The 25,441-nt window shown below is 56.4% G+C and carries 24 protein-coding genes and 2 pseudogenes; 12 read left to right on the forward strand and 14 right to left on the reverse strand.

The features are described from left to right. The first annotated feature begins 364 nt into the window (after nucleotides 1-364). The 5 genes and pseudogenes from HMPREF9720_RS07875 to HMPREF9720_RS07895 all read left to right on the forward strand — a co-directional run bounded on the left by HMPREF9720_RS07875 (nucleotide 365) and on the right by HMPREF9720_RS07895 (nucleotide 4,067). Nucleotides 365-655: a hypothetical protein gene (locus HMPREF9720_RS07875; RefSeq protein WP_009597719.1), complete on the forward strand. Its 291-nt coding sequence runs from the start codon at nucleotides 365-367 to the stop codon at nucleotides 653-655. Nucleotides 656-1,200: 545 nt separating this feature from the next. Further along, entirely contained in the window at nucleotides 1,201-3,000 is a 1,800-nt protein-coding gene (locus HMPREF9720_RS07880; protein WP_009597724.1) for a reverse transcriptase/maturase family protein, read from the forward strand. A 112-nt stretch (nucleotides 3,001-3,112) separates the two neighbouring features. Further along, nucleotides 3,113-3,268: pseudogene (locus HMPREF9720_RS15875) on the forward strand (mobilization protein); the annotation flags it as partial. 47 nt (nucleotides 3,269-3,315) lie between these two features. Next, entirely contained in the window at nucleotides 3,316-3,669 is a 354-nt protein-coding gene (locus tag HMPREF9720_RS07890; RefSeq protein WP_227042824.1) for a relaxase/mobilization nuclease domain-containing protein, read from the forward strand. Nucleotides 3,670-3,743: 74 nt separating this feature from the next. Continuing rightward, complete coding sequence (locus HMPREF9720_RS07895) at nucleotides 3,744-4,067, forward strand: PfkB family carbohydrate kinase (RefSeq protein ID WP_083817615.1); 324 nt, start codon at nucleotides 3,744-3,746, stop codon at nucleotides 4,065-4,067. A gap of 7 nt (nucleotides 4,068-4,074) precedes the next feature. On the opposite strand, the gene HMPREF9720_RS07900 is transcribed toward HMPREF9720_RS07895, so the two are convergent. Both HMPREF9720_RS07900 and HMPREF9720_RS07905 read right to left on the reverse strand, forming a co-directional pair. Then, nucleotides 4,075-4,455 (reverse strand): DUF2023 family protein, encoded by a 381-nt coding sequence (locus HMPREF9720_RS07900; protein WP_009597722.1) that lies wholly within the window; start codon nucleotides 4,453-4,455, stop codon nucleotides 4,075-4,077. A 2-nt stretch (nucleotides 4,456-4,457) separates the two neighbouring features. Then, nucleotides 4,458-4,949: a flavodoxin gene (locus HMPREF9720_RS07905; RefSeq protein ID WP_009597720.1), complete on the reverse strand. Its 492-nt coding sequence runs from the start codon at nucleotides 4,947-4,949 to the stop codon at nucleotides 4,458-4,460. 217 nt (nucleotides 4,950-5,166) lie between these two features. Here HMPREF9720_RS07905 and HMPREF9720_RS07910 point away from each other — a divergent pair, with 217 nt between their 5' ends. The 7 genes from HMPREF9720_RS07910 to HMPREF9720_RS07940 are packed head-to-tail and all read left to right on the forward strand — an operon-like array spanning nucleotide 5,167 to nucleotide 13,944. Next, a complete protein-coding gene (locus tag HMPREF9720_RS07910) occupies nucleotides 5,167-7,956 on the forward strand; it encodes a TonB-dependent receptor (RefSeq protein WP_009597727.1) in 2,790 nt (929 codons plus the stop codon). A gap of 4 nt (nucleotides 7,957-7,960) precedes the next feature. Continuing rightward, on the forward strand, nucleotides 7,961-8,350 hold the full coding sequence (locus HMPREF9720_RS07915) for a hypothetical protein (protein WP_009597716.1): 390 nt from the start codon (nucleotides 7,961-7,963) through the stop codon (nucleotides 8,348-8,350). A 2-nt stretch (nucleotides 8,351-8,352) separates the two neighbouring features. After that, on the forward strand, nucleotides 8,353-9,855 hold the full coding sequence (locus tag HMPREF9720_RS07920) for a DUF6850 family outer membrane beta-barrel protein (protein ID WP_009597730.1): 1,503 nt from the start codon (nucleotides 8,353-8,355) through the stop codon (nucleotides 9,853-9,855). 43 nt (nucleotides 9,856-9,898) lie between these two features. Beyond that, nucleotides 9,899-11,110 carry a DUF4876 domain-containing protein gene (locus HMPREF9720_RS07925; protein WP_009597732.1) on the forward strand — a complete coding sequence of 404 codons (1,212 nt, stop codon included), beginning with the start codon at nucleotides 9,899-9,901 and terminating at the stop codon, nucleotides 11,108-11,110. Between the two features lie 22 nt (nucleotides 11,111-11,132). Beyond that, nucleotides 11,133-12,020 (forward strand): ABC transporter ATP-binding protein, encoded by an 888-nt coding sequence (locus HMPREF9720_RS07930; protein WP_009597708.1) that lies wholly within the window; start codon nucleotides 11,133-11,135, stop codon nucleotides 12,018-12,020. 9 nt (nucleotides 12,021-12,029) lie between these two features. Then, nucleotides 12,030-12,701: a hypothetical protein gene (locus HMPREF9720_RS07935; protein WP_009597714.1), complete on the forward strand. Its 672-nt coding sequence runs from the start codon at nucleotides 12,030-12,032 to the stop codon at nucleotides 12,699-12,701. Nucleotides 12,702-12,720: 19 nt separating this feature from the next. After that, the gene (locus HMPREF9720_RS07940) at nucleotides 12,721-13,944 is read left to right on the forward strand and encodes a DUF4857 domain-containing protein (protein WP_009597715.1); all 1,224 of its coding nucleotides are present in this window, start codon (nucleotides 12,721-12,723) and stop codon (nucleotides 13,942-13,944) included. Between the two features lie 72 nt (nucleotides 13,945-14,016). Here HMPREF9720_RS07940 and HMPREF9720_RS07945 read toward each other — a convergent pair whose 3' ends face one another. From HMPREF9720_RS07945 to HMPREF9720_RS07990, 12 genes and pseudogenes are all read right to left on the reverse strand, one after another. Then, nucleotides 14,017-14,595 (reverse strand): PepSY-associated TM helix domain-containing protein, encoded by a 579-nt coding sequence (locus HMPREF9720_RS07945; protein WP_014776530.1) that lies wholly within the window; start codon nucleotides 14,593-14,595, stop codon nucleotides 14,017-14,019. 15 nt (nucleotides 14,596-14,610) lie between these two features. Next, on the reverse strand, nucleotides 14,611-15,237 hold the full coding sequence (locus HMPREF9720_RS07950) for an OB-fold nucleic acid binding domain-containing protein (protein ID WP_009597723.1): 627 nt from the start codon (nucleotides 15,235-15,237) through the stop codon (nucleotides 14,611-14,613). A 151-nt stretch (nucleotides 15,238-15,388) separates the two neighbouring features. Continuing rightward, a pseudogene (locus HMPREF9720_RS07955) lies at nucleotides 15,389-16,039 on the reverse strand (metal-transporting ATPase); the annotation flags it as partial. A 535-nt stretch (nucleotides 16,040-16,574) separates the two neighbouring features. Then, nucleotides 16,575-17,345 (reverse strand): S1/P1 nuclease, encoded by a 771-nt coding sequence (locus tag HMPREF9720_RS07960; RefSeq protein ID WP_009597726.1) that lies wholly within the window; start codon nucleotides 17,343-17,345, stop codon nucleotides 16,575-16,577. Between the two features lie 36 nt (nucleotides 17,346-17,381). Continuing rightward, nucleotides 17,382-19,127 carry a transcription termination factor Rho gene (gene rho, locus HMPREF9720_RS07965; protein ID WP_009597707.1) on the reverse strand — a complete coding sequence of 582 codons (1,746 nt, stop codon included), beginning with the start codon at nucleotides 19,125-19,127 and terminating at the stop codon, nucleotides 17,382-17,384. A gap of 370 nt (nucleotides 19,128-19,497) precedes the next feature. Continuing rightward, on the reverse strand, nucleotides 19,498-21,558 hold the full coding sequence (locus HMPREF9720_RS07970) for a fimbrillin family protein (RefSeq protein ID WP_009597717.1): 2,061 nt from the start codon (nucleotides 21,556-21,558) through the stop codon (nucleotides 19,498-19,500). A 26-nt stretch (nucleotides 21,559-21,584) separates the two neighbouring features. Continuing rightward, a complete protein-coding gene (locus HMPREF9720_RS15965) occupies nucleotides 21,585-21,719 on the reverse strand; it encodes a hypothetical protein (RefSeq protein ID WP_022043454.1) in 135 nt (44 codons plus the stop codon). A 73-nt stretch (nucleotides 21,720-21,792) separates the two neighbouring features. After that, entirely contained in the window at nucleotides 21,793-23,148 is a 1,356-nt protein-coding gene (locus HMPREF9720_RS07975; protein ID WP_009597721.1) for a fimbrillin family protein, read from the reverse strand. A gap of 43 nt (nucleotides 23,149-23,191) precedes the next feature. Continuing rightward, on the reverse strand, nucleotides 23,192-23,347 hold the full coding sequence (locus HMPREF9720_RS15650) for a hypothetical protein (protein ID WP_014776523.1): 156 nt from the start codon (nucleotides 23,345-23,347) through the stop codon (nucleotides 23,192-23,194). A 71-nt stretch (nucleotides 23,348-23,418) separates the two neighbouring features. Next, nucleotides 23,419-23,691 carry a hypothetical protein gene (locus tag HMPREF9720_RS07980; RefSeq protein ID WP_009597718.1) on the reverse strand — a complete coding sequence of 91 codons (273 nt, stop codon included), beginning with the start codon at nucleotides 23,689-23,691 and terminating at the stop codon, nucleotides 23,419-23,421. A gap of 20 nt (nucleotides 23,692-23,711) precedes the next feature. After that, nucleotides 23,712-24,881 carry an OmpA family protein gene (locus HMPREF9720_RS07985; RefSeq protein WP_009597709.1) on the reverse strand — a complete coding sequence of 390 codons (1,170 nt, stop codon included), beginning with the start codon at nucleotides 24,879-24,881 and terminating at the stop codon, nucleotides 23,712-23,714. A gap of 67 nt (nucleotides 24,882-24,948) precedes the next feature. Continuing rightward, complete coding sequence (locus HMPREF9720_RS07990; protein ID WP_014776521.1) at nucleotides 24,949-25,392, reverse strand: hypothetical protein; 444 nt, start codon at nucleotides 25,390-25,392, stop codon at nucleotides 24,949-24,951. Nucleotides 25,393-25,441 lie beyond the last annotated feature (49 nt).

Genomic DNA, 25,441 nt, shown 5'->3' on the forward strand with positions numbered 1-25,441 from the left:
CTATTTCATGCAGTTTATATCGGGATAATGAACGCAATAAGAAAACCGACCTTTCATGCTGCAAGATACAACTGGGTGAAATACCTCGGTTCCGATGTCCGCTCCAGACCGCTCCAGTCCGTACCGAGGGTTTGTTTTGGCGCCCGCATGGTTGTAATATTGCAGAGGGAAACGACCCACCCTCGGAAGCCGTAGCGGAGGTTTGGCATAGATTTTTCGAAAATTTTTCCGCCGCGGATTTTTCGCCTCACTTGAGGCGAGCGAGCTGTACCTTTGTATGCCGAAAATTTTTTCGGCATACGAAAGGAGCTCGCTCTGCGAGGCCGGGCGTTCTCCCCAGTCGAACGCCTTTTGAACCGATATTATGGATACCGACCGAAAACTGACAGACAAGACCGGAAAGAAGCCCCGAACGCTGAGCTATAAATACTCTTTCCACCTCAATGAAGAGCAGAACATCCACTTCAACGAACTGCTCTGCAAAGCCGGATCGGAGCATAACCGCAGCCGGTTTATCGTCAAAAGAATCTTCGGGGAGGAGTTCGTTGTCGTCAGACGCGACCCTTCGAAAGTGCAGTTTATTGCCCGGCTGAATGACTTTTATTTCCAATTTCAAAAGCTGGGGAATAACTGTGTGCCCGTCAAGGCGATATAATAAATATAGCGATGGCAAGCTATTAGGTAAGTGTTCTTTGCAAATAACCTATCATCAACCGACTTATCTGAAAGGGAAACCGGACAGGGAGTGTAGCATGTCGGGGTAAACCATAAGTCAGTCAGTTACCGGACTGCGACTGAATGGGGTGATGAAAGACAGATATGAGGATAAAATCCGGATTGATTGAATGACAGCCTGAGCGGTACCTAGCGAAACTGTGACGTTAAGGTAACTATACTCGTCATATCGTGATACTCTCATTGTAGTAGTTGGACAGAGAGAGCAAGAACTTATCACGACGCAACTGTAATAAACAGTAAAAGGCGGACGTCATATCCGACAATCTGTCGTGCCATAGTTATTATATCGTAAACGGGGATTACCTAAACCGGAATGCCGTAAGGCTATTGGACGAAGGTCTATGAATATCCGGCATGGTAACGGAGCCTCCGTAGTAGTCTGCGCGAGGGAAAACCTCGCACATGACGAAGGGCGGCAGCTAATATTCATTAATACGATTAACGGAAAATGCGAGAGGCATTATGAGAAGTCCCGCAAGAGTATTAAACAGTCTGACAAAGCATAGTCAAACCACGGAATACAGGTTTGAGAGGCTTTATCGTATTCTTTTCAATGAGGAAATGTATTATCTGGCTTATCAACGAATATATGCCAAGCCGGGTAATATGACACAAGGTGCAGACGGAGAAACCATCGACCGTATGAGCCTTCCCCGCATTGAGAAACTGATCCTTTCGTTGAAAGACGAAAGCTACTCTCCCCAGCCATCGAGAAGAGTGCACATCCCGAAGAAAAACGGAAAGACACGACCTCTCGGCGTACCCTCTTTCGACGACAAACTGGTGCAGGAGGTAGTACGAATGGTACTGGAAGCTATTTACGAAGGTCACTTTGAAGATACTTCGCACGGCTTCCGTCCGCATCGCAGCTGCCACACCGCATTGAATGCCGTACAGAAGACTTTTACGGGTAAGAAGTGGTTCATCGAAGGAGATATAAAAGGTTTCTTCGACAATGTCAATCATGATATTCTGATCGACATCTTGAAGGAACGTATCTCCGACGAACGATCCATACGGCTTATCCGGAAGTTCCTCAGGGCGGGTTATCTGGAACAATGGCGATTTCATGGAACGTACAGCGGCATGCCGCAAGGCGGAATTATCAGTCCGGTACTGGCGAACATTTACTTGGACAAGCTGGATAAGTACATGAAAGAATATGCCGCCGGATTCGACAGGGGTAACAGGGTAAGAGCGTACCGTGAATACGAAGTTCTCACTTACCAAAAGAGGCTGGTTATGCGTGAACTCAAAACAGCGACAAATAATGTAGAAAGAAAAGTGCTCGTCAAACGGCTCAAAGAGATAGACAAAACCCGATCCGCGATGCCGTGCTTCGACCCTATGGACGGAAACTTCAAGAGGCTTAAATATGTGAGGTATGCCGACGACTTCCTCATTGGAATTATCGTAAGTAAAGTAAAGATCAAGGACGATATAAAGCGTTTCCTTGCAGACAGACTGGCATTGGAACTATCGGATGAGAAAACGCTCGTCACTCATACTGAAAAGCCTGCAAAATTCCTCGGATATGAGGTGACTGTCCGCAGGTCGAACCTGCAAAAACGGAACAAACGGGGAAGCTTGTCCCGTGTGTATGGAAACAAGGTCAGATTAAAGGTGACGACCGAAGTGATAAAGAAAAAGTTGTTGGAACTCGGTGTGCTGAAATTCAGCTATCATAACGGGCACGAGCAATGGATTCCTAAACATAGGTCGGAACTTATCAATAATGACGACCTTGAAATCCTTGACAGTTACAATGCCGAGATCAGAGGGTTTTACAACTATTACTCGATAGCTAACAACGCTTCTGAACTGAACACTTTTCACTACATCATGCAGTACAGTATGTACAAAACCTTTGCCGGGAAATACCGGACCACGGTAAGACGAATTTGCCGGAAATACAAACGCAACGGAGTCTTTACAGTCGGGTATACGGTAAAAAACGGCAAAGCAAAAGAACGTCGCTTATACAATGAAGGGTTCAAAAGAAAAAGACCTTCCTATGATCGGTCGGTTGACAGATGCCCGAATCCAATGCCCGGCGTCAGCACCACAAGCCTTATAGACAGGCTGAAAGCTCAGAAATGTGAGTTGTGCGGTGCTACGGATAATCTGGTTATGCACCATGTGCGTAAACTCGGAGAACTGAAAGGCAAGGAGAATTGGGAAAAACTGATGATTGCCAGACGGCGTAAGACTATGGCCGTTTGCGGAAGCTGTCATCAAAAGATACATCATGGAACGTTTTAGACTGACAATATTAGCGGAGAGCCGGATACGCTGGAAGGTGTACGTCCGGTTCGGAGGCGAGTATTGGGAAACCTATCATAGAAATATGACAAGGCGCCGGGTACTTAGCCTGCATAATCAGATTGTAAAAGCTGTCAATTCGCACTTTTCCAACGTCACGATTCCGCATCAGATCGCCGCATTGGAACAGCGCATGAGGGAATTGAAAGCCTTTAGTATCAAGATACTGAACCTTGCCAAACAAGCTAAGGAATGGTTGCGAATATAAGATCGCGCCCCTCGCCCAGTGGAGCGTTGTATTATAACAAGGAGAAAGTGGATAAGGATGAAGCCGAAGTGCTCCTCTGGCAGAAGATGCTCGAACCGTTCGATAAACACGGGCGAATGGATATCGACGCTTGTATGGATAGTTTCCGGCCATACCTCGAAGCCAACCGCAGAACGACCAATACGGTATTCCATGTTTTACTGAATCCTTCGCCCGAAGACAAACTGACAGGCGAACAGTTACGGGAAACCGCCAAGGAGTATATGGAACGTATGGGATATGGAGATCAACCTTATATTGTTTTCAAGCATAATGACATTTCCAGAGAGCATCTCCATCTGGTATCGTTGCGTGTCGATGAGAACGGACATAAGCTGTCGCATGATTTCGAAACAGAATAACGGAGAGCAACGGCAAAGAATCGGGACTGTGGCTTTTCCGCGGTTCCGTTTTTTGCGCAGCGGGACATTATAAGATCTTCGACATCAACCTGCGGCAGCATTTCTATTCGCCGGAGGTGGTCCACGACTCGCTCTGCCGCAGCAATATTCTGAAAACAAACGACGAGGAGTTGACCGTCGTAAGCCGGATGTTCGGCATACAGGCGCAGGAGCCGCAGGCGCAGTGTCGCGACCTGCTCGAAAAATACGGACTCCGTACCGTGATACTCACCTGCGGCGCCGTCGGAAGCCATGTATTCACTCCGGACGGCATGTCGTACGTCGCCACGCCGCACGTCGAAGTGGCCGACGGTGTCGGCGCGGGGGATTCGTTCACGGCGCAGATCAGGAAGGAATAGGCGGCGGTCAGTTGACCGCCGCCTGTTCTGATGAAACACCCGGAGACTTTCGTTTGCAATAACGTTCGCACTGCCCGGCGATGTCGTAGCCGAGCATCGCGCCGAGCATGAAATCCTCCTCGGCGGAGAGTTCGTTGAGCGGCTTGTGGATGAATGTCGCCACGGTCTCCAGACACATGCGGTTGCCGAAATAAAGATTCACCTTGCTGTCGGTCACCGACTGAATCCGGTAAGCGATACCGAGCCTTTCCAGCCGCTCGGAGAGCAGAGAAGCGCAGGTGCGGCACATCGTGCAGAGCACCAGACTCCGTACACCTTTCTGGAACTCGTAAATCTGGTGCAGGAACAGCTTCATCGAATCGTAACGGCTGAACTCCTCGGCGCTCATCGTTACTCGTTTTTAATCTGTTCGCACCATGCGGCAACCCGCCGGTCGGTCTTGTCGGGCGCGCTTTCATCGACGGCAAGTCCCACGAACTTTCCGCCGCGGCAGACCAGCGAACCTGTTTCGTCATACCCTTCGGGCGCATAGGCTCCGACGAACGTGCAGCCGCTCTGCTGCAAGCCGTCGTAAATCAGCCCGACGGCATCGCAGAACGTATCGGGATAGGAACCGCTGTCGCCGCAGCCGAAAAGCGCCACCTTTTTACCGCTCAGATCCTGCGCCTTCAGCTGATCCAAAAAGCCGTACCAGTCGTCCTGCAATTCGCCTGCGCCCCACGTCGAAGAACCCAGCACGAGCAGGTCGTATTTCTGCACTTCGCCGGCCGGCGTATCGGCCACATTGTGTACATCGGCGTCCGCGACGCCCAATTGTTTGGCAATATCCGCAGCCACGGCCTCGGTCGTGCCCATCGTACTGCCGAAAAAGATACCAGTCATAATTTCGTCGTTTTTGGTTTACGGCAAAGAAACAGCATTCCCACCGGATCGTCAATACCGGATTTTAGGGGTTTTGGCGCGGCCGGATAGCATTATGATGGGATGCCGCACGAACGCAACTCATTATTATTGGTGATGATTGCAATGCAATTTACCAAGATATGGCGATTGCCGCATATGCCGGGGCGCTATACTTTTGTCCCGTGAAAACAGAACTATGCGGCTACTCCTGAAATATTTGCTATTTATCCTGCTGCCTGCGTACACGTACGGGCAGTCCGGCCGGCCCGACGCCGGGATCACGTTCGAAGTTACCGATTCCCTGCACAATCCGCTGGCGTATGCTACGGTGGCGCTGACTCCTATGTCGGGGGGGAAGGCCTACGCGACGACGACCGATGAGGAGGGCCGGGCACGTTTCACCCTGCCCGCGAATACCTACAATGCGGATATCTCATATATCGGATATGTCTCCCAACGGATGGAGGTACGGCCCGTCAGCGGCAGCGACATGCTGCGGACCGTCCGGCTCCGGACAAGCGACACGCAGATCCGCGAGGTCGTAATCACGGCGACCCAAGTGCGGGGACCGGTCTCGGGCGTGCATATCGGCCGGGACGCGATGAACCACATCCAGCCGTCGAGTTTCGGGGACCTGCTCGAACTGCTGCCCGGCGGACGGGCCTCCGACCCCTCGTTTTCCTCCTCGAACCACATTCATCTGCGCGAGATCGGCACCTCGAACAGCGATTACCAGACTACATCGCTCGGCGTTTCGTTCGTCATGGACGGAATTCCGATGTCGAACGACGCGGGCATGACATACAATTCGGGAACGACCGTCGGCAATAATATTTCATTGAACAGAGGCGTCGACATGCGCACGATGCCGACCGATGAAATAGCTTCGGTAGAGATTCAGCAGGGCATTCCGTCGGTCGAATACGGCGATCTGACCAGCGGACTGATCAAGATCAAGCGCAAGGAGGGAGGCCGCAACCTCGAAGCCCGCTTCAAAGCGGATCTGGGCAGCCAGCTGCTCTATGTCGGCAAAGGATTCGAATGGGGCGCTCCGGCCGACCTGCTGACGATGAACGTCGGCGCGACATGGCTCAACTCCCACGACGACCCGCGCAATACGCGCCAGAACTACCAGCGTGCGACCGGATCTTGGCGCATGAAGAAACGCTGGGAAAGCACCTCGGCCTACCGTTACACGTTGGGCGGATCGCTCGACTACACCGGCTCTTTCGACCGCCAAAAAAGCGACCGGGATATCGACGAAGGCCCGGCGGGCATCCCCCTCGAACGCTACAAATCGAGTTACAACAACGTCGTCGCGGCGGTGAATTTCACCGCCGAATCCAAGGGTGCGAATTTTTTCCGCAGCTTCGATTTTTCCGCTTCCGTCTCTTCCGAATTCGACCTGATCGACCGCTGGCGTTACCGAGCGAACAGCGGCAACGTCCCTATACGCACGGCAGTCGAAGAGGGCGTCTTCGATATGGAAGTGCTGCCGGTCCGCTATGAAGCGACCCTGCAGGTGGACAACAAACCGTTCTACGCCAACGCCAAGGCGGTAGCCCTGCTGGGAGCCGACACCCCGCTGAGCCGCAACACGATCCGCATCGGAGCCGAATGGAACATGTCGAAAAATTACGGCGGCGGTCTGCTTTACGACGTGACGCGCCCATTTACCGACCTGATGAGTTCCCATCCGCGGCGTTACGACGCCCTGCCGGCGCTGCACCGGCTCTCGGCGTTTCTGGAGGACAATACGACGATTACGGCCGGCGAGTGGCGGATCGAGATAATGGCCGGACTGCGTACGACGGCCATGGCCAATCTCGGAAGCCGTTACACCCTGCAGGGCAAATTCCATTTCGATCCGCGTGCCAACCTCTCGGTGACGCTTCCGGCGTTCGACATGGCAGGCGACCCGATGCGCATCACATTCGCGGGCGGCGCGGGATGGCACACCAAAACGCCTACGCTCGACCAGCTCTTCCCCGAACCGGACTACTCCTATTACACGCGGCTCAACTATTTCCCGGCGGACGACGAATCGAAACGCCGTGTCAATGTGGAAGTCTTCAAGCACGACCCCACCAATTACGACCTGAAGGCGGCGCGGAACTTCAAATGGGAGGTGCGCGGCAATGCGGAGTGGAACGGATACGGATTGTCGGTAACCTATTTCCGGGAGAATATGACCTCGGGATTCCGCACCTCGACCGACGTACTCACCCGGACCTACCGCGAATACGACACCGGACCGCTCAAGGATATGGAGTTCACCGGACCGCCGCAGCTCGAATGGCTTCCCTACAAGGACAAAACGGTATTCCAGACCGTCGGCGTCAAGACCAACGGAAGCCGCACATTCAAGCAGGGCATCGAATTCTCGCTCTCCACGCGGCGCATCCGGGCGCTGGCCACGAAACTCATCGTCTCGGGCGCCTATTTCAAAACCCGCTATGAGAACAGCGAACCCCAGTACGTCCTGACGACCGTACAGCTCGCAGAAGGGACGCCCTATCCTTACATCGGGCTTTACGATCAGGACGACAACACGTTTCACGAAGTATGCAACACCAATTTCCTGCTCGACACCCAGATTCCCAAACTGGGGCTGATTTTCTCCACGTCGTTCCAATGCCAGTGGTTTTCCGGCATGAAGGCCGAATGGTGCAATCCTGCGCCGACCAGCTACCTCGACCTGCAGTTACAGGAACATCCGTTTACGGCCGAGTCGGCAGCCGACGGTATTTTGCAGCATATGATCCACGACAACGTATCGAAAGAAGCCTATCTCTACCGTCTCACGCCTTTCAGTATGAACGTCAATCTCAAAATCTCGAAACGGCTTTACCGCGACCGGCTCAACATTGCGATTTTCGTAAACCGGCTGTTCACATACAGTCCTTCGTACAGAAACGAGACCAACGCACTGGTACGCCGCTATTCCAGCCCCTATTTCGGCATGGAACTCAACTTCAAACTGTAATGCGATGATGATGAAATCTACCATACGGACCCTGTTTCTGCTCTCCGCACTGCTGTTTTCGGCCTGCGAAAAAGACGATTCGATTTTCACCGAACTGTCCATCCGGTTCGTGATGCCGGACAGCCGCCCCGTCGAAAAGCTGGAAATACGCACGGACATCTCCTACTTCGACAATATCAACTCCGGAGAGCGGGTGCCATTTCCCGCCGCCGAACAGAACAGCGCGACAATACGGCTCCGCAAAGGGGTTTACACGTTCATCGTCGAAGCCGACGCGACCTATTCGACCGGAGAAAAGAAGATTCTGCGCTGCACGGATTACAATCAGATTCCAGCAGCAATGACTTGGGTAGAGGACAGCGAATCGATCGTGTTGTTACTAAAATCGATCTGACGATGATGAAGGCCCTTTTCCTGTCGATACTGGCGCTGCTGCCCGCCGCCGCTTCCGCCCAGCGCGATACGCTCGGCGTATTGGAGCGTTCTTCCGTTTTCAGCGCGGAGGACGAACGGGCCGTAGCCGGATTTCATACGGAGTCGCCCGCGATGATGCTCTACCGCAGCGAACAGTCGCTTTCGCAGATCTCGCTCCGCATCGACCTGCGCCGTGAGCAGGAGGCGCTGCTGCAGCCGCTGGGCGACGGAGCCCTCGACGGGGGATTTTATGCCGAAAGCTACCGGCGGCTCAGCGAGCGGTCGGCAGCGTGGGCAGACGCCCGGTACGTCCGCGGCAACCGCCGCAACGTCTGCTGGAACTCCACGGCCGACTACCTGCTGCTCTATCCCTGCATCACGGCGGATTCCGCCGGAGGAAACCTCTCGACCGAGGAATATGCTTTCGGCGGCGGCTATGTCCACCGGGTGGGACGCTTCGACCTTGCGATCCGGGGCGACTACCGCGCCGGACAGGAATACCGTCAGGTCGATCCGCGGCCCCACAACGTCGTGTCGGATTTCACGATCAAACTCGGCGTAGGCATGCAGTTCCCTCAGTACGTTTTGGGGCTGGACCTGCAGGGGCGGCTCTATAAACAGGATCAGGACATAGACTTTTTCTATCCGCCCGGCGCCAGCTCTTCCGAGCTGTATATGACCGGACTGGGCAGTTATTACACCCGCTATTCACTGAACAGCGATAGTTTCAACATCGGCTATGACGGAAAGGGTTGTCTGCTGGCGGCACAGCTCATGCCGCGGCACGCGAAAGGCTGGTATGCCCGTGCCGCATTCGAAAGCCTTACGACGGATCGGCTCAACAAATCCAACAACACGGTCCCCATAACCCGGCTCAAAACCCGTCAGGCGACCCTCTCCGCAGCCTACCGCAGCGGCCGCTGGAGCCTGCGCGCCGGAGGCGGCTATGAACTGCGCCGCAGTATCGAAATGATAGCCGACCGTACGGGACACAGCGTCATCGTCGATGAACAGGCGATGTATAAGAACCGTATCTGGCACGCCGACGCCGAAGCGACCGTCGAATGGCGGTGCGGCACGGTGAATTACATGCTCAGTCCCCGCGCGGAATGGCGGCAGTCCACGGCCACGTACGCCTATCCGGCACGGCGGATGCGGCTCGCGCAGTTCTGCGGAGCGGTACGCGGCAGCGCAGAATGGCTCCGTCCGCAGTGGCGCGTGAAAGCGACGGCAGGAATCGGCTGTTACGTCTCGCCCGACGAGGAGGTTTCGCTCAGCAACGTGCTGAACAACATTTCGGAATACCTGACTTACACGGCGGCGCGGCTGAGCGGCCGGGCCGTCTCCCCCGAGGTGTCCCTGCGGGCCGAACGCCGCCTGAGCCGGAATCTGGCCTGCTTCGCCGAGGCGGGGTGGACGCCCCGGTTTTACAGCGGAGGATTGTCCGAACACGTTCTGACGGCGACGTTCGGCATCCTGTTCTAAACGATCGAACCAATATTTGTCAAACCAATAATAAAAACCGATTATGAAAAAGCTTTTCTTAATTCTCACCACGGCCCTCTTCGCAGCGGGCTTCGCATCCTGCACCGACGATCCCGAAGAAACGGTCAATCCCGTCGTCGTATCCGAAATCTTGCGCGCGCTCGGCGGCAATGTGCTGGTAAACGTGCCCGAGGAAAATTTCGACGTGAATATTCCCGCCGATGCTGCGTCGTGGGTTCAGATCAATAAAGCCGAATCTTCGGGCAAAGCGCTGGTGCTGTCCGTCGATGAGAACGAAACGGGGACGGAACGTTCGACCGTCGTGAACGTGACGCGGAGCGGCAAGAGCACCGTTCTGGCGACCGTAACCATCAAACAGAGCGACATCACGCTGCAAGCCGGCGAATTCGTGATCGAGGAGATCTACTTCACAGGCACGGCGCTTCCCGAAACGGGAAAGCCTGACAGGTGGCTGGGCGACCAGTACATCAAGATCCGTAACAACTCCGACGAAGACCTCTATGCCGACGGCATGATGCTGATCCTTTCGAGCGGACTCAATTCGGGCACGAACAGCGAGATGCTCGAAGGCAAGGACTTCCGCAAGGAGTGTTGTGCGGGCAATGCGTTCTACTGCATTCCCGGCAACGGACAGGATGTGCTGGTCAAAGCCGGCGAGTCGCTGATCGTCGTCAACAACGCCCAGAACCACACCATCGGCAACCCGAACTCGTGGGACGCCACGAAAGCCGATTTCGAGTGGTACGACGTTTCGTCGAACGAGAACTATCTGGATATCGACAACCCCGACGTGCCCAACCTCGACAAATGGTACGCTTCGACATTGACGGTCCAAGTGCTCCACAACCGCGGCTTCAACGCCGTGGCTATCGCCATGCCGCCCGTCGGCCTGACTGCAGAGCAGTTCCTCGCCGAATACCCGCTCAAAGACGCCCAGTATATCTTCCACTCCCCGAACGGCTCGGACAACACGCTGCCGCTGCGCAACTGCTACCGCGTGCCTAACGAATGGATACTCGACGCCGTGAACACGGGCTGCCGCGACGCATACTACATCGCCCCGTGGGACGCTTCGCTCGACGCAGGTTACGCATGGTGCGGTACGGCCGACGGAGATGCCGGCCGCTTCGGCAAGTCGGTGATCCGCAAGAGCGGTTCCAGCGGCAAACTCATCGACTCGAACAACTCGACCAACGACTTCGAGTCCAATACGAAGGCGTCGCTGATCAAGTAAGCCGGAAGAACGACCATTCTTTATGACCGATTCTGTCATCGAATGCCGCAACCTCACCCATTGTTACGGGGAGCGGCTGATATACAAAGACCTGAGTTTCGAGGTTCCGCGCGGGCGGATCCTCGGACTTTTGGGTAAAAACGGCACCGGAAAAACCACGACCATCAACATTCTGAGCGGCTATCTCCAACCGCGCGCCGGACAGTGTCTGATCTTCGGCGAGGATATCCGCACGATGCGGCCCGAAACCCGCGCCCGGATCGCCCTGCTGATCGAGGGACACGTGCAGTACGCCTTCATGACCATCGAGCAGATCGAACGGTTCTATGCGCGGTTTTATCCCCGCTGGAACCGCGACGCCTATTACGGACTGATGGAAATGCTGAAGGTGGCGCCCCGGCAGCGCATCTCGCGCATGTCGTGCGGACAGCGTTCGCAGGTGGCCTTAGGGCTGATTCTCGCCCAGAACGCCGATCTGCTCGTGCTTGACGACTTCTCGATGGGACTGGACCCCGGTTACCGCCGCCTGTTCGTAGAATACCTGCGCGACTATGCGCAGAGCGAGGAGAAGACCGTTTTCCTTACCTCGCACATCATTCAGGACATGGAAAAGCTCGTGGACGACTGTATCATCATGGATTACGGAAGCATTCTGGTACAGATGCCCGTCGGCGAACTGCTCGGCACGTTCCGGCGATACACCTTCACGCCGGGCGCCGACGTCACGATCCCCGCCGGCGACGGCCTCTACCACCCGAGCGTCGTGAACGGGCGCGCCGAACTCTATTCGTTCGACTCCCCTGCGACGGTACAGGGCGTGCTGGAGCGCGCGGGCATTGTCTGCAGCGACCTGCGCGGCGAAACGCTGAACCTCGAAGACGCTTTCATCGGACTGACCGGAAAATACTAAACCCGAATTATGATCAAAGCCATATTCTACAAAGAGTGGATCAAAATGCGCTGCTTCTATCCGCTGAGCGCATTGTTCCTCTTCGGAGCCACCGCCTATGCGCTGCTGCGCGTCCAACGGGTGATAACCTTCAAGGGTGCGGCGCACGTCTGGGAGGTGATGCTCGAAAAGGAAGTTGTCTTCATCGACATTCTCCAATACCTGCCGGCCCTGCTGGGCGTATTGCTCGCAGTGGTTCAGTTCGTCCCCGAAATGGCCCAGAAACGGCTGAAGCTGACGCTTCACCTGCCCTTTCCACAGTGGAAGATGATTCTGCTGATGTCAGGCATCGGGCTGGGAGCGCTGGCATTGCTGGTCATCGTGCAAACCGCCGTGCTGTGGGGGTACTTCCACGCCCTGCTGGCGCCCGAACTGGTCGCGCGGATTCTGCTGACGGCGCTGCCGTGGTATCTGGCCGGGCTGACGCTCTACCTGCTGACGGCATGGATCTGTCTCGAACCCACATGGAAACGGCGGCTGGCGAATCTGCTGATCGCCGTGGGCGTCTGCCGGATCTTCTTCCTCTCCGACACCCCGCAGGCCTACGACGGCATGCTGCCGTGGCTGGCGCTGCTGCTGGTATGTTCGCTGTTCTTCCCGCTGCTTTCGGTATACCGTTTCAAGCAGGGATGTCAGGATTAACCCGCAAAACGACAAATCTATGATAAAGAGTATCAAAACCGGAATAATCCTCCTTGCGGCGCTTCTGCTGGCATGGCTGCTGCCGTGGTGCTACGCGTTCGTGTTCGCATCGCCTTCGTGGTCGCCGTTCACGCTCTACAGCTGCGTGACGCACGGATTCGCATCGGTGGATTTCGACCGCGAAAACAACGTCGCCGGACGCGATCTGCAGGGCAACACCTACACCCAGCAGCAGTTCGACAGTATCCTGCCGACGTTCTATTACCGCCAACTCGCCGCCGAAGGGAGATTTCCGTCCGAAATCGAGGGCGTGGCGGTCGAATCGCGCGACGTGGAGCGCACGAACTTCATGTTCCGCACGTCGCCCGGCGAAATCAACCGCCGCAGACCGACGGTCTATCAACTGCTGGAATCGATGCCCGACCGCATCGATTTAGAACCGGCGACGGACGTGTTCCGCATCACCGGCGAGGGAATCGAGTTCGTCGATATGGAGACCAACACCATCGACCAAAAGAAGAGCGCGGCATTCACCAAAGTCCTGCGGGACAAGGGATTTTCGTTCCCGGCCCGCGTCGTCTCCGGCAACCCCTCGACGCGCAAGCGGTACGACAACGGCTACCTGCTGGTGGACGACGCGCAGCGCGTCTACCACATGAAGCAGGTCCGCGGCCGCCCGTTCGTGCGCCGTACCGACGTTGCGGACTCGCTGCAAATCGGCCAGATTTTCGTCACGGAGTTCGCCGACCGCAAAAGTCTCGGTTTTCTGGTGGACAGCAAAAAGCGTTTCTATACGCTCGGTGCGGAGGATTACAAACTGCACGAGATTCCCGTCGGGAAATTCGGCCCCACACGGGAGAACATGATGATCATCGGCGACATGTTCTACTGGACGGTCACCATCCAAGGCGCCGAATCGAAACGCTATGTCGCCGTGAACGCCCGCGACTATTCACTGGCGGACGAATACCGCCCCGAAGAGAAACCGCAGGCATGGGCCGAGTACGCAAAATACCTGTTTCCCTTCGAACTGTCGTTCACCTCGCCGCTGGACGGCTACGTAAAGCCCCGGATTGCGGAGGTGTCGTTTCAGGCCCTCTGGCTGGGACTCGCGCTCGGCGCGTTCTATGCGCTCATCCGCCGCAGATCGCCCGGCGGACGGCTCTGGCAGACCGTCGGCGTCGTCTTGTTCGGACTCTTCCTCTTCGTCCCGCTGCTGGTATTCGGCACGGCAAAACGATGACAACAAACCCATACGCAAGAGAAGGGCGGACGTTTTCGACGTCCGCCCTTTTATCACACGCAGTTTCCCGGATCAGGTCAGGAAAATAAACAGCAGCGGAATCAGAATCCCCGCGATCAGCTCGACGCCTCCGCGGCCCCGCAATCCTTTCGGGCCGCGCATCATCACCAGCCCGGAAAGCACGATTACGATCAATCCCGCTAAAAAGACATCCGAAAAGACCGTCCACCAGCGCGACGGATTGTAATGCAGCCGGTTCAGACTGCTCAGCACGGGCCGCTTGCGGATCGACTCGTAGACGGCGTGTCCCGACGCCAGATCGACCGTCAGCGAACTGCCGCCCCGGATAAAGACTTTCAACCGGTCCGGTTCGGGAAAGTAATGTTTCAGGTAATTGCCCTCCTCGCCGACGCGCAGGAGCAGTTCCTCGGCCCGCGCACGGGTCCACTCCTGCTCGGCGCGCGGTATCTCCTGTGCGAAGACCAGCTCGGTCCGGCGCACCGAATAATCGGAATTGAAATCGCGTTTGTGGTTGAGCATGAAGCCCGAAACCGCATAAATCAGCAGTACGCCCGAAAAGAAAAAGGAGAGGTCGCGGTGAACGGGCCTGCTCCATTTCCTCACGGCGGACATAAACGACCGTGTCCCCATGACGTGCAAAACTTCTTATTTCAAAACTTCATAACTCCCGCCGTCCACATGGTAGAACGAAAGGTATTCCTTGCCTTCTTTGGCTTTGCGGTCGGCGATACGGGCACGGAAGTCGGCGATACGCTTTTCGGTGCTGCTGGCAACCGATTCGCCGCGGGCCTGATGTTCGGCGCTGCATCCGGCTTCGCCCTCGCCGTGCTGCCGGGCGATCTGGTCCTTGAGCCGCAGCTCCCACTCGGCAAGGTAAGCCTCGTCGATCCGGTCTTCGACCAGCGTGCCCGTCACCCGCACGACGTTGTTCACGCATTCGGGCTTGAAGCTGCCGATCTTCTCTCCGGCTTCAATGCGGATCACCTGCGTATCGTCGGTTCCCATTAGGAAAATCTTGCGGCCCCCGTGGCGGCAGATATGCGTGCAGACGCCCTCGACCGTCACCTTGCCGCCGGTCAACTTCTCAGCATCGGCGAGCAGGTTATCGACCTCCATGACGGAACTCTGCGTTTCTGAGGTTTGAGTCTCCGAAGCGTTCTTTTTATTCGGGTTCCCGCCGCACCCAGCAAGGAAAAATACGGCGGCTGCAAGCGCCGCACAATAAACGAAATGTCTCATAATCGGTTTGAATTTTTTCTTCGTTTTCCGCATTCGGCGCAACGGGCCGTCCCGCAGCGTCTCGGCAGATTTTAGTAATACAAAGAAACGACATTACGCCGGGAACGGCAATACCTAATTTTAGGGGTTTTCAGGAGCCGCAATACCTTTATAGATGGATAGCGGCCGCTCCGAGACCGGGGTTTCAACGCTCCGTGATCTTATAATCTTCGCTCAGCACCCGCTGCAATTCGGCCAGCTCCGGCTCCCGCCCAGTGAATTCGACCGTCGCGGCAGGAGGATCGAGAGTAACAACGGCACGGAGACCTTCGATGCCGTTCAGGGCCTTTTCGACATGCATTCGGCAGTGGTTGCACATCATTCCTTCGATACGATACTCTTTTTTCATGGCTGTTTGTTTTTTGGTTATAAATTCTGTATTTATTTTATGGACGGCTTTCGTGCCGAGCCGTTTTGTACTCAGCTGCAGGCTATTGGCTACAACGCTCACACTACTCAGGGCCATGGCGGCCCCGACGAGCATCGAATTGAGCAGAAACCTGGTCAGCGGATAGAGCACGCCAGCGGCGACAGGCACGCCGATCAGGTTGTAGATAAACGCCCAGAAAAGGTTCTGCCGAACGGTGCGCACGGTCGCGGCCGAAAGGCGGACCGCCGCGGCGATCTTCGTCAGGTCGGACGAAAGAATCGTGACCTTCTCCACGTCGATCGCAATGTCGCTCCCCTGCCCCATGGCAATGCCCAGATCGGCCTGCGCCAGCGCCGCACTGTCGTTGATGCCGTCCCCGACCATTGCGACACAGCGACCATGGCAGCGAATTCTTTTGTCATAAGAAAATTGCAAAAACTATCGGTACAAAAGTATGTTTTGTCGATTCATATGCTTCCCCTGACAGAAAAGAGGCAATTGAAAATCAGAATAAACCATCAGACAATATATACTGAATGGGGCAGATTTCTTTGTGTTAACGGAAGAGTTTATTAAACAAGTGCAATACAATGAACAGAAGACATCGGGAAAATTAAAATTTTCTTCGTCTAAAAAAGTTCTTTAAACTAATTTCTTAAAATTGCACTCGCCGGTTGACCCTGCCTAATTTGCCCATCTCGAAAATTTTTCGTATCTTGCGATAGGTTATTTGAAATGCGGTATTTGAGCGCAAGAAGCTGAAAACAAACCGTTGCCTTCTCGTTACCTACTCTCCTATACAAAAATGTAACTACCATATAAATCAAGTCGTTACATTACTTTAATCCCGCACCTGCCTGGGTCATATCTCCTTTCGGTCCTGTAGTCGGTCCCTGCATACGAAAATCCCCGCAACATATGCGGGGATTTTTCCGTAATTTCGTCGTTTGATCCGGCCGGATTATCGATAAATCTCGTTCAGCAGACGTGCCAGCCGGTAGCCGCCGCGCAGGAACTGCAGTTCGATTACGGGCGTGTACTTGTATACGTAGTCGTAGGAGATCTTCGTGCCTTCGGGCGAATCTGCGTAGATGCCGACGCATATCGCGTGCGTCTCCTTGAGCCAGTCGTAAGGTTCGCCGGCCTGAATCAGCATCGCTTCGTCGTCCGTCAGCCGGTCGATCTGCTCCTGCCATTCGGTATAGCTCCATTTGCGGGCGGCTTCGGGAATGGCCGTATCCCATGCCGAATGGAGGTTCGTTTTCTTGCCGAACATCAATACCGGACGCAGGTTGCCGCCGATATCCGAAAGCCGTCCCGCGTGCATCGGGCAGTGCATGTCCCCTACGAGGTGAATCAGCATCTTGAGCTTGAGCGTCTCCTCTTCGGGCGGCAGTCCGCCGGCCTTCAGCTCTGCGACGAGCGTCGTAACGGCTTTCAGCACGTCGCCGTCCGGGTTCTCCGGCATCGTGTCGATCGTTTTGCCTTCGTCCACGTTCCGGTAATGCCATGTTTTCGTGTATGCGTATTCCGGCGTGTGGCTGGCGATGTCGAGCCAGTTGGCATAGTATACCGGTGAATGTCCGTTCAGCGCCTTGTCGATTTTTTCCGCCGCTTCGGGCGTCAGATGACATTCGGCGATGTAGGCCGTGACGTCGTGTCCCTTCTGTCCCCATGCGAATGCGCCGTGGGCGAAAAGGACGCAGGAAAAGAGAATAAGCAGCTTTTTCATTTATGTTCGGGATTTGTGTTGCGGGCGGATCGGTTGTCAGTGGTTCATCGTTGCGAGGAACTCCTCGTTGGTGTCCGTGAGACTCATCTGTTTCTGGAGGAATTCCATCGCTTCGACGGGATTCATGTCCGAGAGGTATTTGCGCAGCACCCACGTACGGTTCATCACGTCGCGCGGCAGCAGCAGGTCTTCGCGGCGCGTACCCGATGCGATGACGTCCACGGCCGGATATACGCGCTTGTTGGCGAGCTTGCGGTCGAGCTGAAGCTCCATGTTGCCCGTACCCTTGAACTCTTCGAAGATCACTTCGTCCATCTTCGACCCGGTGTCGATCAGGGCCGTGGCGATGATCGTCAGCGAACCTTTCTCCTCCGTGTTACGGGCTGCGCCGAAGAAACGCTTGGGTTTGTGGAGCGCGTTGGCGTCCACGCCGCCCGAAAGCACCTTGCCCGACGCCGGCTGCACCGAGTTGTAGGCGCGCGCCAGACGGGTTATCGAGTCGAGGAAGATCACCACGTCGTGACCGCACTCTACCATGCGTTTAGCCTTGTCCAGCACCATTTCGGCCACCTTCACGTGACGCGAAGCCTGTTCGTCGAAGGTCGATGCCACGACTTCGGCCTTGACGTTGCGCGCCATTTCCGTAACCTCTTCGGGGCGTTCGTCGATCAGCAGTACGATCATGTATACTTCGGGATGGTTGTCGGCGATGGCGTTGGCGATAGCCTGCAGCAACACGGTCTTACCGGTCTTGGGCTGCGCCACGATCAGGGCGCGCTGGCCTTTGCCGATGGGCGAAAAGAGGTCCACGACGCGGGTGGAGAGGTTGTTGTGTCCGTTTCCCGTCAGACAGAACTTCTCGCTTGGGAAGAGCGGCGTCATGAATTCGAACTGTACGCGGTCGCGGATGTATTCGGGCGCCAGCCCGTTGATTTCGTTCACGCGGACCAGCGGGAAATACTTCTCGCCCTCCTTCGGCGGACGGATCGCTCCGTTCACGGTGTCGCCGGGCTTGAGTCCGAAAAGCTTGATCTGCGACGGCGAAACGTAGATGTCGTCGGGCGAGTTCAGGTAGTTGTAGTCCGCCGAACGCAGGAATCCGTAACCGTCGGGCATGATCTCCAGCACGCCCTCGCCTTCGATTTCTCCGGCGAAGTCGTCCTTGGTAATCACCTCCTCTTCTAACGGCCGGGGTGCGGGAGTCTCTTCCGCCTGAGTCTGCCCCTGAGCCGCCTGAGCGGATTCTTGCTCTTGTGCCTGCTCCTGCTTGGGCTTGCGGCCGCGCCGCTTGGGCTCCGGCTGAGCGGCTGTTTCCTGTGCGGGTTTCGCCGCCGGTTCGTTCTGCGCGCCATTCGTCGGGAACTCCAGTTCGGCGGGCATTTCCGGTGTCAGCGCCGTTTGCGGCTGTACCGGTGCGGTGTTCTCCGCCTTGGTCATGCGCGGCCTGCGTCCCCGCGGTTTCGCGGGCGCTGCCGGAGCTGCCGCTGCCATCGGTTCCGGTTCCGCCGCCGACGTCTCGGCCGTTTTCGCAGCCGCTTCTGCCACGGCTGTTTCAGGTGCGGCTGTTTCAGGTGCGGTCACGGCCGGAGTTTCCGCCGCGGGCGTTTCCTTCTTTCTTCCTCGCTTGCCTTTATTCTCTGCGGGAGTCTCCTGCACGGAGTCTCCGGTGATCTTTTCAATCAGTTCGCGCTTCTTTACCATGACGTCTTCGATGCCGAGAGCTTTGGCGATTTCGCGCAGTTCGGCGAGACTTTTCCCTTCGAGCGCTTTCAAATCCTGCATATATTTCTATTTCAAAGTGATTTTTTCGAAAATCCCGGCGGTCGCCGGGCGTATTGGAATTCGCCTGCAAAGATAGTGCATTATTTCGAAATTCAAAATAAAAAGTTGCTGTTCACCTCTTTCCGTCCGACCTTTTCACCATAATTCGGGAGCCGCCGCTCCGAAAATCCCCATTATTGGCGATTGCGCCGTTCGGAAAATACCCGCATCTTTGTATCGAACAAATAATTCAGCCATTCGCGTTGTTTGTATTGTTAATGTTTGTGTGTGCGAAACCTCCCGGACTCCGTCGGAGCCGGGAGGTTTTTTGGGGGTTAAGGGCGTTTCGGACGGGAGCGGAAAATATGCGGTCCGGAGGGCCTGAGGGCGGTTATTCGCTGCGCCGCAGGTCCCATTTGTTGTTGACGCCGATGACGGCCTTCACCAGATCGTCGCCGTATACCCGCATGTTCGAGTAGGTCTGCCCGTAAGTCATCGTGGCGTTCCCGGCTCCGGCGAAGTCCATCAGGACGATACCGGCGTTTCCGCGGAAGTCCTTCCGGTTCAGTTTGTCCGCCGTGTATCTGTTATACAGGTTGGCGCAGTAGTCGTAATCCCCCACGGCCCCGAACAGGCTGATGCCCGATACGCTGCAGTGCGCCGTGTCGTAACAGCTTACGTAGTTCATGCACCAGCGCGTGACGTCCGTCGCGCCGTACGTGTAGGCGATGCACTCGTCGATTGCGGCGTACTTGCTCACGCCGTCCGACGAGCCGTTCTTGATGTTGTATAGGTCATTGACCTTGATCGGCGCCGTTTCGCCCGTATTGCCGTGGAGCGTGGTCTCGAACACGACCTTGTCGTGCGTCCAGTTCAGGTAGGCGCCCAGATACCGGCCGCCGTTGGCGGACTTGTAGTCTTCGCGGATCATGAACAGGATCTTGCCGCGGGCGTCGGCCAGCGTCATCCGGGGATGGAAATCGGCGATGTGTCCGCCGCAGTGCGACTTGATCAGGTCTACGACGCTCTTGTCCCAGCCTGTTTTTCCGGTGCCGCTGGTGTTCTCGTATTTCATGTGTATCAGCACCGTCTCGTCGGGATGCTCGTTCAGGAAGTTCACGAAGCGGTCGAGCAGGTGCGAGAGCATGAAGGGCGGCAGCTCCTGCCGCCCGGAACCGCCCGGCGTGTAGCCGCCGCGGGTCGGGTCGCCCAGCGCGGCGATGCCGTGATGAATCGGAAGGTCCTGCAGCGAACTGCCCGACGCCGACGGACGCAGGTCGAACATGCGGACACCGGCCGCCAGCTGTTCCTCGATCGAAAGTTCCTGCGCCTTGATGATCTTGGTTACGTTCATGTAGCCGAATACGACGTTTTGCAGCCATTTGAAATGATACCTTTCGCCGGGCATGCCGCTCTTGTATTCATAATGCGAGCCGTACATCGTGCATGCGTCGTGTGAGCCGGGCATGGATACCTGCGACAGGTATACGTTGTCGGGCAGGTATTTCATCCAGTCGGAATAGTCCTCCGTGGTCTGCTGCGCCTGCTTCTGCATGTCGCTGATCGTAAACGAATAACGATTGCCTGCCTTAAGTGTCGCTTGAGTCGTGTAACTGTAGGTTTTCCCCTCCGTCGTGACAGCCGTCAGCGTCAGTCCCCGAATGTCCTGCGGCAGCATGAATGCCGTAACCATGATCTTCGATCCGGCGCCGATCCGGATGTAAGGCTCCTCCCCCGTCAGCATGTGCAACGCAAGCACTTTGGAGCATCTGTCCTCAATGACGGCGGCCCGATGTGTTTCGATGTCGAACGTGAAGGCCCCGGCTACCGGATCGTTTTCGCTCGACAGGACGAGTTTCTGCACCTCGGCCGCTTCCGAAAATCTTATGTCTACCGTCACGGTAGTCATCAGCGGGCGGAACGAGAACGGCACCTCCGCGCCGCGTTCCACGCCTTTCGTACATGCCGCCATGTAGGCGTACTGCATGTTGCATTCGCCGTTGTTACAGGTCTGTACGGCCGGAATCGCCGTAACGACGATAGAACCGCTGTTGGTCTGTACGGCGTCGGCCGGGTAAAACGCATAAAAGTCGTAATGCGAGTCGCTGCCCCATGCCATTCCCGTATTGCTCAGGTCGGCTTCGCTTTCGGTCGCGCCCGACACGGTGACCTCCACTTCGGCCCACTGCGGAGTCGTCTGCGGGCTGATGATTCCCACCCGGTCGCCCGTGCGCCAGTAAATCGGGAAATAACCGTCGGTAAGGGGACCGTAGGCCGTGCGGGTTTCGTTTTCCGGTCCGGATGTCTGGTCGTTGCCGATCGCAAGACGGCAGCTGACGGCGTCGCCGCCGACCGCCCGATCTGCGGGACGGAGCTGTTCCGTCGTATCCTTTCCGCAGCCGGACAGCAGTCCTGCGAGTATCAACAGGCGGAAAATAGGTTTATGTGTCATGGTGTCTGGTTTGAATTGGCGTTCGGTCAATACTCGCAGTCGTCCGCATAATCCTCCGAACTCGGACCCAGTTCGCCGCCGTGGGGCTGGGAGATCGCGAATCCCGCTTCCGTCCTGACCGTGAGTATCTCTAGTTCCGGCTTTGTGTAAGCTGCTTTCATCAGATAGGGGTTTTATAGCTGAATCGGGACGGCTGTCACCTCCGTCCCGATAGCTGCATTCATGTCGCCGAAACTATTCGACCGTGTAGGTGAAGTCCGCGAACTCGACGTGGTAGGCGCCGCCCGTGCTCAGTATCTTGACCATGATCCGCTGTCCGTTCGTGACCGTGAACGTGTGGGTCTGAACTCCCGACTTGCATTCCCTGTCGTTGCCGTTCAGAATGTTATTCCGGTCGCGGAGCCAAACTTCCGTAATCGGGCCGTTGCCCGTTACGCCGATCCGATATTTTATATTCACCAATGCCCGGTTGGTCGCTACTTCAAAGGATATTTTCACGGTTTTCGAACCGTCGCACTGGATCGGAGCCGTCACGAACGCGCCGTTGTTGTCGTCGTTGAATCCTGCCGGAACCTGCAGCTGGATGCGGTTTTTCTTGAGTTTGTCGTCGCCGTTCCTGTCGCTTTTGAGCTCTCCGCGGTAGAAGTACCAGCCGTCGAAGATTCCGTCCGGATCGTACTGGGGATCGACGAAATAGAATCCGTTGTCCTTCCATGTCCCGGTGCCGTACTTCTTGTCGATCGCGTCGGGTACCCCGATCGTTACCGTCTTGCTGTTGCAGGGTACGCTCATCGTATAGTGATGGTTGCGCTTCAGGCCGGCGAGGGTGAACGACTTGTCCGAATAGGTCAGTCCGTCGGCGGTCATGACCTGCACGTTCATCGTCGAATGGATGCTTACGGGCAGCAGTCCGATCGTAAACTCCTTCCGGTCCGTGGGAATGGTGATCGAATTGGTTACCGACGATGCGGTGAAGTTGCCCAGACGGTCGATCGTGCCCGCGGTCGGCATTACGTCGCCGCTGGTGCTGATGATGATCTTCTTGGGCGTCTCGTTGCTTTCCAGTCCGAGACTCATCCTGATGCGTGCCATCAGCGGCCGGAAGGTGAAGTTGACGGGCAGCACCGTCGAATCCTCGTTGATTTCGAACGGGGTTTCCCAGACGTTCGTGTACATGAAGTCGTAGTCGGCGAGGTTTGTCGTGAAGTAGGACGTCCCCCACGTATGCTTGAACACCTTGTTTACGGCGTCGAACGTGGCGCCGCAACTGTACGGATAGTGTGCCGCCGCCAGCGAGTAGCTGCCTACGGGCACGTCGCCGGTAAAGGTGGTTGTGGCGCCCGTTTTGTCGGCCGTGAATTCGAACTTCTGCGTCGTGGAGCCGTTGTAGAGGAATACGGCGACTTTGTCGCCCTGCACCCAAGTCGTCTCCGTGCCGTCTACGGCGGTGCGGGTTTCGCCGGCGACCGCATCCTCTGGAATGGTTACCTGAATGTATTTCGCCTCTGCCGGAGTCGTCGCAGTCTCTTCCTTGCTGCATGCGCTCATGCCGGCTGCGGCGAGCATCGCTATAACGAATAGTTTTTTCATAAGGCTTTTTGTTTTGAACGTTAATTTTCGGGACTTCGGAGTGCTATTCGTAATCGTCGTAGGAGAGCGATCGCGTGCCTCCCAGCTCGCCGCCGCCGGTTCCCGGTTCGATGTCGCTGCTTACGGCAAATCCTTTTTCGACGCGCACGGAGATCTGAACTAGCTCCGGTGCTTCGTAGGGCATTGATTGTTTTTTCATGGTCATTGCTTTTTTTAATTGATGAGTGTGGCGTTGATTTTATCTGTTCGTGCGTTTCCGATTCGTGCGGATCAGGCCCTTACGCAGAGCACCCTTACGCGGAACGTCTCTTCGTCCCTGCGGAGCTGCACCTCCACCACGGCCGTCCGCCGCCCGGTCCGGTGCAGTTCGCGGAGCTGGGTTTCGATCCTCAGCTCCTCCGCCTGCGGGAGCTGCTGCATGATCCAGAGGCTCTGCCGGCGGGGAGCGTACACGCGCACCCTCCCCTCCTCCAGATATGCCAGCAGGTGATGCGCCGCCCCGGAGGGCGTTTCATTCGTGACGGTTGCTGCGGTCCGGGACATGAATCGGTCGTTTTCGGGGGTTATTCCACGATGACGGCGCGGTTCAGCTCCGGCTCGGCAAAACGGTTGTTCGTATCGCCTTCGGCCTTCTTGATCAGGCGTTCGGGCGCGATGCCGTATTTGTTCTTCAGCAGGTCGTAGACATACTCCATCCGCTGTTCGCTCAGACGCTGGTTCAACTCCTTGCTGCCCGTGGCCTTGTCCGCCGAACCGATCAGCGTGAAGGTCTTCTCCTTGTCGGCCTTCATGGCGTTCCTGACATAGAATTCGAGGTTCGTCAGCTCCTTGCTGTCGAGCGTGGCCCTGCCGATCTTGAAGAAGAGCGCTACGGGCGATGCGGCGACCTTCTTCTCTGCTACGACCTTGGGCGGCATGTTGCGCAGCTTCTCGTTCTCGTCGCTGAGCGCCGTGTTTTTCGATGCGAGGTCGTTGTTGTTCTCTTCGAGACGCCTGATCCGGTCGAGGTAAGGCGTGAAATCCACCGCCTGCGGTTTCGAGACGCGTGTGAATCCGCGGCGGTTGAATTTGTACGCCAAACCTGCGGTGACCGAAAGCATTCCCTCTCCGATGCGGCCGCCCGATACGCCGTCGAAACGCTGGTTTACCAGCAGACAGCGCGCTTCGAGCGTGAGGTCGAGCGCCTTGCACAGACGCACGACGTTCAGCAGACCGACGTCGAATCCGATTTCGTTGTCATGGGTGTCGTTGCCGTAGGAGCGGGCCCAGCCCACGCCGGCGAAAGGCATGAAGTTCCACGTGCGCTCCTCCTTGTAGCCGCTCACGGCGTTCGAGAAGTTCCACAGAGCGTCCGCATGCAGGTACGACACGCCGAACTTCTCCTGAAACCAGTCGCCGTCCTGTTTTTTTGCGTACATGGTTCCGGCGGTGGTCCAGCCTTTGGCCTGCAGGCCGGTGTACCCGACGCGCGCGCCGATCGAGGAGGTGAACCACTTGCCGACGTGAATGTCCAGCGCCGGAGCCAGCCGTTTGCCGAATTTTCCCTGAGAGTCGTGCTCGCCGAAATAGAGGTTTATACCTCCGGCGACGCCGACGAAGATATTGTCGAAGAGCCGGTTGGTTTCGTAGGGGCCGCGTACGATGCGGTTTTGCGCATCCCGGTTGCCGTTTTCCTGCGCCGGGACGGCGCCGCAGACGAGGGTGAATAATGCAATGAGGTAGAGACGTTTCATTTTTAAATGTTTATTGGTGATTAATGTGTTGTTCCGTCGGTCCGGCCGCAGGCAGGTATGTGTGCGGCTATTTGGCCCGGTTGCGCGCGGAGAGCGCCGGGGAGTCGAGTTCGTCGATATGGATATTGGAAAGATATTCGCGCGTCAGCGATTCGTACTGCTTGTTGGCCTTGTATAAAGGCTGCATGACATGGCGGTTCTCGCACGACCAGAAGCCGTTCGTGACCTCGTGCATTCCGCCCTCCAGCCGCAGCGTCAGGTCGTAGAGCGTCGGCCGCAGGTTGCGATTCCATTCATAGTAGGTCCTTCCCGACTGGATGATGCAGGTCGCATAGTCGGTTTTGGCGGCGAGTTCGCGCAGGACCCGGCGGTACATGTAGGTGTCCGCGCCCGGATTCAGACATGCCGCCATCAGTTCGCGGCTCTTCATGGGAGGGGCGCCGGCTTCCGACGCCTTGCGGAGTGCGAGCAGAATCTTTACTGCCCATAAAATCTTAAGTGAAAGTGTCAATTTGTACCAGCCTTTTAGTCAGATAGTTACACTGCGTCTCCGAGACCCC

The organism is Alistipes sp. HGB5, assembly GCF_000183485.2.
Classification (GTDB): domain Bacteria; phylum Bacteroidota; class Bacteroidia; order Bacteroidales; family Rikenellaceae; genus Alistipes; species Alistipes finegoldii.